This window comes from Streptomyces atriruber, assembly GCF_001418325.1.
Lineage (GTDB): Bacteria > Actinomycetota > Actinomycetes > Streptomycetales > Streptomycetaceae > Streptomyces > Streptomyces atriruber.
The window spans coordinates 1-9,412 of record NZ_LIPN01000445.1 but is presented as its reverse complement, the minus strand read 5'-3'; the positions used below and the strand labels follow the sequence as shown (position 1 = coordinate 9,412).

The window sequence follows — 9,412 nt, the reverse complement described above, 5'->3', positions numbered from 1 at the left end:
GTTCCTTGCTGGGGGACGGGAGGGAGGCCTTGGGGGTCGGAGTCGGCTCCGGCGAGGGGGACGGGACCGTCACCGTGACCGGCGGAGTCGTACCCGGCTCCGGGGCGTCCGGCTCCGACGCCGGCTCCGGCGCAGTCGCACGCTCGGGCTCCCGTGCCTCCGGAACGCTCTCCTTGCGTGACCGTCCGAACGCGTTCCGCAGGCGGTTCAGAATGCCCATGTGCGCAACCCTTCGCGTGAGTTGATTACCGAAAATCCCTGGCCAGGGCGGACACGTAAGGTTAGCCGCCGCTGTACGCGATCTTGGGCAGGGTTCGCCGTCCGTCACCCGCGCGAGCCACCCACGCGGACCACCTTCTCCGCCGCCCCACGACACCTCCGCGGCAACTCCCCGACAACTCCCTCCCATCCGCCACGGATTCACCGTCCGTTCACCCGCAGGCCGCCGCCGTGCCGAACCCCGCGCCTAGCCTCACGGCGGAATCAAGCCACAACGACGGAGGACTCGTGCCCAAGCTGCTGCCGATCATCACCTCGCATCAGGGGAGCGGCGGCCGTTCCGCCCTGACCTGCCGGTTCCGTTGCGGTGACGCCTGCTTCGGCGAGGTGCCCAACACCAGCGACAACGCGTACGTCGGCGATGTCATCGCCGGTGCGCTCAGCCGCCGTTCGATGATGCGCGCCGCCGCCGTCGTGACGGTCGCCACCGCCGCGGGCGGCGCGGTCCTGGCCGGGCCGGGCGCGGGCGAGGCCGCTGCCGCCGTGCCCGAGGGGCGCGGCCACGGCGGGAGCCACCGGCACAAGGGCGCGCGCGGGCTCCGGTTCAGCCCCGTCGCCCCCAACACCGCCGACACCGTCACCGTCCCCGACGGGTACGAGCAGAACGTCGTCATACGGTGGGGCGAGCCCATCCTGCGCGGCGCGCCCGCCTTCGACGCCGAGAAGCAGTCCGCCAAGGCCCAGGCCGGACAGTTCGGCTACAACAACGACTTCCTGAGCCTGCTGCCGCTCCGGCGCGAGCACGGGCGGCAGGTCCTCGTCGCCAACCACGAGTACACGGACGAGATCCTGATGTTCAAGGGGTACGACCCCGAGAACCCGACCCGCGAGCAGGTCGAGATCGCCTGGGCCGCGCACGGCCTGTCCGTCGTCGTGGTCGAGGGGGAGCGGCGCAGCGGCAAGCTGCGCGCCGTCTCCCGGCACCACCTCAACCGGCGCCTCACCGCCACCAGCCCGTTCCGGCTCTCCGGGCCCGTCGCGGGCAGCGAGCTCGTCCGCACGAAGGCCGACCCGCGCGGCACCACCGTCCTCGGCACCCTGAACAACTGCTCGGGCGGCACCACCCCGTGGGGCACGACCCTGCACGGCGAGGAGAACTTCAACCAGTACTTCGCCAACGCCGCGAAGGTCACCGACCCGAAGACCGCCGCCCGCCTCAAGCGGTACGGCGTCACGGGCGAGGCCTCCGAGCGCAAGTGGGAGCGGTTCGACCGGCGCTTCGACCTCGCCCAGGAGCCCAACGAGGCCAACCGCTTCGGCTGGGTCGTCGAACTCGACCCGTACGACCCGGACTCGACCCCGCGCAAGCGCACCGCGCTCGGCCGCTTCAAGCACGAGGCCGCGCAGCCGCGCCTCACGCACGACGGCCGCCCGGTGGTCTACATGGGCGACGACGAGAAGTTCGACTACTTCTACAAGTTCGTCAGCAGCAAGCGCGTCGCCAAGGGCACGTCCCGGGCCGCGCACGAGCACAACCTGAGCCTGCTCGACGAGGGCACCCTGTACGTCGCCAAGCTCACCGGCGACTCCCCCGCCGAGGAGATCGACGGCAAGGGCACGCTGCCCGCCGACGGCGAGTTCGACGGGAGCGGGACGTGGATTCCGCTCGCCACCGCCGGGCCGGGCGGCAAGGCCGTCTCGCACGTCGAGGGCATGACCGCCGAAGAGGTGTACGTCTTCACGCGCCTCGCCGGTGACAAGGTCGGGGCCACCAAGATGGACCGCCCCGAGGACATCGAGCCGTCGCCGCACACCGGCAAGGTGTACGTCGCGCTGACGAACAACTCCGACCGCGGCAAGGCGGGCAAGGCGGGCGCCGACGAGGCCAACCCGCGCAACCTCAACAAGCACGGGCAGATCCTGGAGCTGACCGAGCGCCGCAACCGGGCCGAGGCGACGACGTTCGCCTGGTCGCTGTTCCTGGTCGCCGGTGACCCGAACGACCCCTCGACGTACTTCGCGGGCTTCCCCAAGGAGCGGGTCTCCCCGATCTCCTGCCCCGACAACGTCGCCTTCGACCCGCACGGCAACCTGTGGATCTCCACCGACGGCAACCAACTCGGTTCGCACGACGGCCTGTTCGGGGTGGCCACGCGCGGTGAGCGGCGCGGTGAGCTCAAGCAGTTCCTGACGATGCCGACCGGCGCGGAGACCTGCGGTCCGCTCGTCCAGGACCGGCGCGTGCTCGTCTCCGTGCAGCACCCGGGCGAGGTCGACGGGGCGTCCGTGGAGAAGCCCGCGAGCGCCTGGCCCGACGGGCCCGGCAAGATCGTCCGTCCGTCGGTCGTCTCGGTGTGGCGCGAGGACGGCTGCGACATCGGCGTCTGAGCCGTAGGTACGACGAACAGGTACGACGAACAGGTACGACGAACAGGTACGACGAACAGGTACGACGAAGGGGCGCCCCGCGGCTGCGGGGCGCCCCTTGCGTGTCGGCTCAGCCGTTCTGCTTGCGGCGGTACATCGCGAAGCCGAGGCCGGCCGCGCCGACCGCCGCCATGCCGCTGCCCGCCGCGATCAGCGGGGCGTCGTCCGAGGAGTCCGCCTTGACGCCGTCGGCGCCCGCCTTGACGCCGCCCTTCGGGACGACCGTGTTGCCGTCCTTCCTGGGCTGCGGCTTGACGCCGTTGTGGTGGGTGTCGCCCTTGCCCTCGACCCAGCCCTTCATGGTGCCGTCGGGGTTGAGCACGAAGTGGGCGCCGTTGTGCCGGCCGTACGCCGCCTTGCTGCCGGACTGCTTCAGGGTGTCCCAGACCGTCTTCTTGCCGGTGTCGGGCGACTTGGCGAGCAGGTCGGCCTCGTAGCCGTTCGTGACCTTGTAGACCTTGGCGTCGAAGCCGCTGCCGCCGAGGTTCTTGTACTCGCGGACGAAGACGCGCTTGTGGTCCGGCTTCGGCTTCGGCGGGGTCGGCTTGCCCTGCATCGTGATGGTGCCGGTGGGCGTCAGCGTGAAGGTGTTGCCGTCGATCGTGGTCGACGCGGACTTCTCGTAGGCGGTGAGTGAGCCCTTCGCGGCGCCGTTGAGGGAGATGGTGGCCTTGGCGGTGCGGGCGGAGGCGTTGACCTCGATGCTCGCGGTCCAGCCCTTGCCGAGGTTGGTGGTGCCCTTGGACTCCCAGCCGCCGGGGACGGGCTTGTCCTTGTCCTTGTCCGTCAGCTTGGCGGTGGCCGTGCCGTCGGGGGTGAGGGTGAAGGTGTTGCCGTCGATCTTGGTGGTCGCGGACTTCTCGTAGGCGGTGAGTGAGCCCTTCGCGGCGCCGTTGAGGGAGATGGTGGCCTTGGCGGTGCGGGCGGAGGCGTTGACCTCGACGCTCGCGGTCCAGCCCTTGCCGAGGTTGGTGGTGCCCTTGGACTCCCAGCCGCCGGGGACGGGCTTGTCCTTGTCCTTGTCCGGGTCCGTCGTGTCCTTGCCGGTCTCGTCCTTCGACTTGTCCTGGTCCTTGCCGGACTGGTCCTGGTTCTGGTCCTGGCCGGTCTGGTCCTGGGTGCCCGTCCGGTCGTCCTGCGCGACCTGGCCGTGCGGCGTCGACGGCGCGTCCGCGGCGAAGGCCGCGGTCGTGGGGACGGCGAGCGCGGCGATGGCTCCGGTGGCGATGGCGGCGGTGCGGAAGGTACGGCGGGTGGCGCGCATGGTGGTGACTTCCCTCGTTGGTACAGGTCTGGCTGTCCGTTTTTGTGCCCCTTTGCGGTGGCGACAGATACGAAGTTACGGGCGCCATGTGTGCGTCATCCGTAGGGAATGTAACAAGCTGCCTCAGGGCGTGACCCAGTACCGTAAATCGGCTAAAAGTGCAGGTCAGAGGGGGTTTTGCCGAAGGTCACCGGCTTGCGGGGACCAAGGTCCCGCCGGTCGTTCCCCGGGAGTCGCCGGACCGCAGCAGCCACTCCGTATAGGCGGTCGCCTGCCGGGCCGCCTCCCAGTAGGCGGCCTCCAGTTCCCCGTACACCGCGTCGAGCTCCTCCTCCGAGCGCGCCGCCACGATGAGGCGTACGCCGAGGGGGTCGCCGTACAGCGGGCGTACGGCCATGTCGGTCCTGCCGCGTGAGGTCGGCTGGCAGAGGGCGACGACCTCGCCGGTGGCGACGAGGGACGCCGCGGTGAGGTAATCCCCGTGCAGGACGCGGGGGTTGAGCCCGGCCGCGGTCAGGACGCGGCGCAGGCCGTCCCATTCGCCGTCGACCGTCGGGTCCACCATCCAGCGGTCCTCCGCGAGGTCGGAGAGGCGTACGACGGGCCGGTCCGCCGCCGGATGGTCCGCGGCGAGGGAGACGAACTGCGGCTCCCGGTCGAGCAGGACCCGTCTTCGAAGGCTCTCGGGCAGTCGCAGCGGGCAGCCCTCGACCTCGTGCACGAAGGCGATGTCGAGCTGTCCGGTCTCCACCATGCGCAGGAGGGAGTTCGCGGACACGTCCATCTGGAGCGACATCTCGGTCCCGGGCAGGCGCGCGCGCAGCCTGCGCAGCCAGCCCGGTATGGCGCGGCTCGCCGTGGAGCCGATGCGCAGCTGCGGGCCCTCGGCGGTGCGCGCCGCGGCCGCCTTCGTCTCGGCGACCAGCGCCCGCATCTCCGTGACGAGGGGGCGGGCGCGGCTGAGGACCACGCGGCCGAGCTGGGTGGGTCGGCAGCCGGTGCGCTCGCGGGAGAAGAGCTGGCCGCCGAGCGCGTGCTCGATCCGCCGCAGCTGTGTCGTCAGCGACGGCTGGCTCATGCCGAGCTGCCGCGCGGCCTTGTGCAGGCTGCCGGTGTCGGCGATGGCGCACAGCGCGCGGAGGTGCCTCACCTCGAGCTCCATGGCCGATGAGCGTAGAGGCGGTACGGCCGCCGCACCAGACGCTCAAACCCCATGAGAACCGGCCGTTCTGGGCAGGCCGGGTCCCGGCGATAGCTCCGTGCTATCGCCACTTGCCATCATTCCCACGCGCCTCAGGCTCCCCGACACTCACAGCTACCGAACCGTTCACCTTTCATCGACCGCCCCACGCGGTCGTGGAACGAGTAGGGAGCCCCCCACACATGAACAAGCGTTACCTGTCTGTCGCCGCCGTTCTCGGCCTCTCCGTCGCCGGTCTCGGCGCGACCTCGGCCACCGCGTCGACCCCCGCCCCGGCGTCCGCCACCGCCTCGTACGCCCAGTACCAGGGCTCGGCGGCCGAGGCCAAGGCCAACAAGGCGTTCTTCGAGGCCGTCGTGAAGGCGGTCGCCGAGAAGCGTGCGGCGAACCCCGGCGCGAAGTCCGTGACCGTCACGTACGACGCGTCCGGAGCCCCCACCTTCGCCCAGCAGATAGCCAGCTCCACGTCCATCTGGAACGGTGCGGTCTCCAACGTGAAGCTGCAGGAGGGCAGTTCGGGCGCGAGCTTCGAGTACCGCGAGGGCGACGACCCGCGCGGCTCGTACGCGAGCACCGACGGACACGGCAACGGCTACATCTTCCTGGACTACGCCCAGAACCAGGAGTACGACTCGACGCGCGTCACCGCGCACGAGACCGGCCACGTGCTCGGCCTGCCGGACACGTACGACGGCCCGTGCAGCCAGCTGATGTCGGGTGGCGGCCCCGGCCCGTCCTGCACGAACTCGCAGCCGGACGCGACGGAGCGGGGCAAGGTGGACCAGCTCTGGGCGAACGGGCTCGCGAAGGCTCTGCACAAGGTCAACGCGGCACGCTAGGCGCTGTGCCTGGGCTGACTTGAGGTTTGTCGGGGAGCTGCGGGCCGGTTGTGGCTGGTCGCGCAGTTCCCCGCGCCCCTTTTTGGCTACCCTTCGGCCTGGTCGTGCAGTTCCCCGCGTCCCTTTCCGCCCCACCCTGCGGTGCTGTCACCGCGTGTGCTGCGCCCCCCTTTGCTCGGGCTTCGGTGCGTTGTTGTCTGTGGGCCGGTTGTGGCTGGTCGCGCAGTTCCCCGCGCCCCTTTTTGGCTACCCTTCGGCCTGGTCGTGCAGTTCCCCGCGTCCCTTTCCGCCCTACCCTGCGGTGCTGTCACCGTGTGCGCTGCGCCCCTTTGCTCGGGCTTCGGTGCGTTGTTGCCTGTGGGCCGGTTGTGGCTGGTCGCGCAGTTCCCCGCGCCCCTTTTTGGCTACCCTTCGGCCTGGTCGCGCAGTTCCCCGCGTCCCTTTCCGCCCTACCCTGCGGTGCTGTCACCGCGTGTGCCGCGCCCCTCTACTCGGCCTTCGGTGACGCCACCGCTCGTGCTGCCGCCACCTCCTGGCGCAGTGGCTCCAGGACGCTGTCCTTGGTGTCGTCGGTGAAGTTCACGTGGCCCTTTTCCAGGGTTACCGATGCGCGGAGTCGGTCCGCCAGGCCGCGTAGTTCGTGCGCTACTTCGGCCACCTCGGCCGGGGTGGGGGGCTTGGCGCCGTGCCGGATGCGGACCCTTGCCGCCGTCGTGGCGTCCAGGATGCGTTCGACGGCGACGACCAGGGGCCACCACGCGGCCGCGCGCGTTCCCGTGGGGGGTGGTTCCGTCAGGGCGCGCTGGAACTCGGAGCGGATGACGGACAGGTCGCGGTAGAGACCGCGGCGCATGCGGGCACGGGCCGCCGCGTCGCCGTCGCCGAACGCGCACTCCACGTACCGCGCCGTGTCCGCGACCGCGTCGGCGAGCCGGTCGCCGATCCGGGTGCCCCAGCTCTCCGGCCAGAGCAGATAGCCCGCGACGAGCGTGATGCCGCAGCCGATCAGGCTGTCGACGAGCCGCGGCACGACGAGCCCGAGGCCCTGGTGGTTGAGGATGTCGGAGAGCAGCAGGATCACCGGGGTGATCGCCGCCGTCTGGTAGCCGTAGCCCCGGGTGGTGAGGGCCGGGATGAGCGGGGCCAGGAGCATCATCACCGGGACGTCCCACCAGCCGTGGGGGACCTCCGCGAGGACCGCCGCCGCGACCACCAGACCCGCCGCGGTGCCGAGGGCGCGCAGCACGGCGCGGGAGAAGACCGAGCCGAAGTCGGGCTTGAGGACGAACGTGACGGTGAGCGCCACCCAGTACGACCGGGGGACGTCGATGATCGAGACCAGGGCCTGGGCGATGCCGATGCAGAGCGCGAGGCGCAGGCCGTAGCGCCAGGAGGCGCCGGACAGGACGACGTTGCGGGCGGCGCGGCGGGCACGGACGCGCAGGGCCGCGGGCCGGCCGAGGCGGTCGTCGGTCTCGATGACGCCGAGGGGGTCGGGGTCGGCCAGGGTCTCCGCGGCGTGCAGGACGGCGTGGTCGAGGGCGCGGGCGGCGTGGTCCTGGGGCTCGGGGATGCGGGCGGCGGCGCGGGCGGGCGCCCCGGCCGGGTCGGCGTGCGCGGTCTCGCCCCGCTCCACCGCGTCGGCGAGCGCGCGGACCGCGGCGGGCACTTCGGGCGGCAGGCGTACGCAGGCGTGGCGGGCGGCCTGGTCGGCGGCGGGGGCCGCTTCGACGACCGGGGTGAGGGCGTTCAACTGGGCGACGAGGCGGACCAGTTCTGGGGTGCGGCCGTGGTCGCGGGTGCGCCGGGCGAGGACGAGGTCGTAGCTCTGGTTGAGGGAGGCCGTCACCGCGGTGCGTGCGTCGCCGTACGCGTCGGTGCCCGCCGCGTCGAGCAGCGCGGCCACCGAGCGGTAGGAGGCGGCGACGGCGGCGCGTTCGGGGACGCCGGAGCGCAGCGGCCAGGCGAGCAGGGCGAGCGCGAGGACGAGGAGCCCGCCGCCGGTCATGAGGAGCGGCGCGAGCCACCACTGCCCCGGCATGGGCAGCCCCGCGCCGACCACGGAGTTGAGCAGGAGCAGCAGCCCCGACACGGAGGCGACGGCGCCGATCGTCGACATCATCCCGGAGACGAGCGCGACGAAGGTGACCGCGCCGACCGCGACCCAGCCGTGTCCGAAGACGAGCGAGCCGAGGGTGACGCCGAGGGCGCCGAAGAGCTGCGGGACGGCGATGTTGAAGATCCGCATGCGGTAGGCGTCGGCGGTGTCGCCGATGACTCCGGAGAGGGCGCCCATGGAGGCGAGCGCGCCGTACGCGGGCTGTCCCGCGAGGATGCCGAGGGCGAGGGGGAGCGCCATCGCCACGGAGGCGCGGGCCACGGCGGCCCAGGGGATGGGCGCGGACTGCGGCTTGAGGGACCTGACCAGCCAGTCGGGTGGGGTGAGCGGGCTCAGTGAGACCGGACGGGCGGGGCGGGACTCTCGGGGCATGCGCCCATTATCGGCGCTTTACGTGACTTGCTCCGGCCGGAGGATCAACGCTCTGTTTCGGCTTTGTGCAGGGTCAGTGTGACAACGAGCGCCCGGTGGTCGGTGTTTCCGATGTCCAGGAAGCGGGCGTCCCGGGCGGAGAAGTCCGGTGTGGCGAGGACGTGGTCGATCTGCGCGCCGAGCGGGGCGGGCAGGGCGGCCGGCCAGCTCGGCGCGCGCGAGGCCCCGGCGAGGCGGGCGGCGTCGCGCAGCTTCCCCCGGTCCAGGACCGACCGGAACGCCGCGTGGTCCTGCGTGGCGTTGAAGTCCCCGGCGATGATGGTGGGCCTTCCGTCCCCGGCGGCGGCGTACTCCCGGATCCTGCCGAGCTCGGACTTCCACAGGCCGACCTCGCGGGGTATCGGGGGCATGGGGTGCGCGAGCTGCACCCGCACCGCGTGGCCTGCCACGTCGGCGACGGCGCCGGGCATGCCGAGGGTGCCGTCGATGCCGTCCGCGCCCTTCAGCGGGACCTTGGCGAGGATGACGGAGCCCTCGGCGCCGGACGCCTCGACGGACTCGCGGTAGGGGTAGTCGGCGCGCGGCAGCTCCTTGCGCAGCAGCGCGGAGCAGGCGAAGTCGCACTCCTCGACGAAGAGCAGGTCGGGCCGCTCCTCGCGGACGGCGTCGAGCAGCCCCTCGGTCCCGCCCCCGAACTCGACGTTGGAGGTCAGCACGCGCAGCTCGGCGACGGCGGGCCCGCTCGGCGCGTCGGTGTTCCCGTACGGCTCGATGTACCAGGCAACGGCACCGAGCACGACGACGCCCCACAGCATGCCGACGCGCCACCGCGCGAGCACGGCCATCAGCAGCCCGGCGACGGCGGGCACGAGCAGCCAGGGCAGGAAGGCGAGGATCTGCGGGACGGGCGTGAACCCGTCGGAGTCGGCGACCCGGAACCCGACGACGGCGCTGACCCCGGCCAGCAGCAC

General features: G+C 71.9%; 6 protein-coding genes and 1 pseudogene. 2 read left to right on the top strand and 5 right to left on the bottom strand.

Annotated elements, in window-relative coordinates; all coding sequences use genetic code 11:
• Positions 1-220: pseudogene (locus AOK03_RS43610) on the bottom strand (VWA domain-containing protein); the annotation flags it as partial.
• 287 nt (positions 221-507) lie between these two features.
• Between AOK03_RS43610 and AOK03_RS35365 the strand changes: the two are divergent.
• On the top strand, positions 508-2,607 hold the full coding sequence (locus AOK03_RS35365; RefSeq protein ID WP_055569488.1) for a PhoX family protein: 2,100 nt from the start codon (positions 508-510) through the stop codon (positions 2,605-2,607).
• 109 nt (positions 2,608-2,716) lie between these two features.
• Here AOK03_RS35365 and AOK03_RS35360 read toward each other — a convergent pair whose 3' ends face one another.
• Together AOK03_RS35360 and AOK03_RS35355 are read right to left on the bottom strand one after the other, a co-directional pair.
• On the bottom strand, positions 2,717-3,910 hold the full coding sequence (locus tag AOK03_RS35360; RefSeq protein WP_055569487.1) for a hypothetical protein: 1,194 nt from the start codon (positions 3,908-3,910) through the stop codon (positions 2,717-2,719).
• 187 nt (positions 3,911-4,097) lie between these two features.
• Positions 4,098-5,072 (bottom strand): LysR family transcriptional regulator, encoded by a 975-nt coding sequence (locus tag AOK03_RS35355; protein WP_055569486.1) that lies wholly within the window; start codon positions 5,070-5,072, stop codon positions 4,098-4,100.
• Between the two features lie 221 nt (positions 5,073-5,293).
• Between AOK03_RS35355 and snpA the strand changes: the two genes are divergently transcribed.
• A complete protein-coding gene (gene snpA, locus AOK03_RS35350; protein WP_055569485.1) occupies positions 5,294-5,950 on the top strand; it encodes a snapalysin in 657 nt (218 codons plus the stop codon).
• A 487-nt stretch (positions 5,951-6,437) separates the two neighbouring features.
• Here the strand turns inward: snpA and AOK03_RS35345 are convergent, their stop codons facing one another.
• Together AOK03_RS35345 and AOK03_RS35340 are read right to left on the bottom strand one after the other, a co-directional pair.
• Positions 6,438-8,441: an FUSC family protein gene (locus tag AOK03_RS35345; protein ID WP_055569484.1), complete on the bottom strand. Its 2,004-nt coding sequence runs from the start codon at positions 8,439-8,441 to the stop codon at positions 6,438-6,440.
• A 44-nt stretch (positions 8,442-8,485) separates the two neighbouring features.
• The coding region (locus AOK03_RS35340) for an endonuclease/exonuclease/phosphatase family protein (RefSeq protein ID WP_107098194.1) at positions 8,486-9,412 on the bottom strand (927 nt) is incomplete at its 5' end.

What these genes read in the sequence shown, in the direction of transcription:
- AOK03_RS35360 (WP_055569487.1), bottom strand. Translation starts at nt 3,910, where the DNA reads ATGCGCGCCACCCGCCGTACCTTCCGCACCGCCGCCATCGCCACCGGA.
- AOK03_RS35355 (WP_055569486.1), bottom strand. Translation starts at nt 5,072, where the DNA reads ATGGAGCTCGAGGTGAGGCACCTCCGCGCGCTGTGCGCCATCGCCGAC.
- snpA (WP_055569485.1), top strand. Translation starts at nt 5,294, where the DNA reads ATGAACAAGCGTTACCTGTCTGTCGCCGCCGTTCTCGGCCTCTCCGTC.
- AOK03_RS35345 (WP_055569484.1), bottom strand. Translation starts at nt 8,441, where the DNA reads ATGCCCCGAGAGTCCCGCCCCGCCCGTCCGGTCTCACTGAGCCCGCTC.